General features: G+C 35.9%; 1 protein-coding gene. It reads right to left on the reverse strand.

Translation table 11 applies throughout. The features are described from left to right. A partial coding sequence (locus MiSe_RS49485) for an EF-hand domain-containing protein (RefSeq protein ID WP_226594953.1) occupies positions 1–446 on the reverse strand: 446 nt, incomplete at its 3' end. Positions 447–713 lie beyond the last annotated feature (267 nt).

Below are 713 nucleotides of genomic sequence, written 5' to 3' on the forward strand. Positions count from 1 at the left end.
CCGTCAAAATCAAGCTTGGCAAAAATTTCTGCGGCTAAACTTTCGTTTCCAAATCCATAAATTTTGTACATGGTTTTATATTCTTCAAGAGCCAGTACACCATCTTTATCTGTATCTAACGCATAAAATAACCCACTTTTCATTTTCATCAAAACAAAGTCACTGTTAGAATCATTTAGTAACTTGTCATGGTAAGAAAGCCATTCATCTAAAGTCACTTTATTGTCTGTGTTTGTATCTACTTTTTTTACAAGAAAATCCCATCGACCCTTAGCAAAAGTTGAGGAAATATCTTGGTAGATTGCTGAATCTTTTGTTATGTTGTAAGCCTCTGCATAAGCATCGACAATCCTATCAAAGTCGGACTCTTCTAAAAATCCATCTTTATCAACGTCAAATGCTTGAAAATAATAGGTTAATTTCTGCTTTTGAAGTTCAGTTAGCATGGATTACCTCCTAAATTACTCAATAGACGGTCTACTTAACTCAAGTTGCTAGTTATCTCTCTGGGAGCGGCTAATGGCGTGACCAGGCAGGAGCCTGGTCACGAGGCTAATGGCTAATGTCAGTAAAAATCCTATATTAGCAATTAGCAATTAGCCATTAGCAACGCCCTTGTTTATAACTAGCAACTTGCGTTACTTACTATCCAATCATTAATTAAAGCACATGTGCTGCCGATTAATGACTGTATTAGCGTAACTTTTAAGATT

It is taken from the genome of Microseira wollei NIES-4236, from assembly GCF_020521235.1.
Classification (GTDB): Bacteria; Cyanobacteriota; Cyanobacteriia; order Cyanobacteriales; family Aerosakkonemataceae; genus Microseira; species Microseira wollei.